Origin of the sequence: Bacillus sp. TL12, from assembly GCF_022625245.1 — a bacterium.
In the GTDB taxonomy this organism is placed as follows: domain Bacteria; phylum Bacillota; class Bacilli; order Bacillales; family Bacillaceae_G; genus Bacillus_A.
The window spans coordinates 1-216 of the sequence record NZ_JAJJBY010000273.1; the positions used below are offsets into that span (position 1 = coordinate 1).

Below are 216 nucleotides of genomic sequence, written 5' to 3' on the forward strand. Positions count from 1 at the left end.
GCTTGTAGAAGTGTAGTAAATACAGTTCGAAAGAAGGCTACAGAAGCCGAGTTAAATCGTCGATTAAGTCCCTCCGGACTTAATAAAACTCCTGTTGAAGTTTCTAATTGACTACAAAGTTGAGTAAGAGAGGTAGTAGCGACTTGTTGATTTAACCATACACACAAAGATAAGAAATGGTGCCCGTGGCACTTACGTTTTCGTTTCATCCCGCCT

At 40.7% G+C, this 216-nt stretch carries 1 pseudogene; it reads right to left on the bottom strand.

The features are described from left to right. Window positions 1-216 (bottom strand): annotated as a pseudogene (locus tag LOK41_RS28900) (IS4 family transposase); the annotation flags it as partial.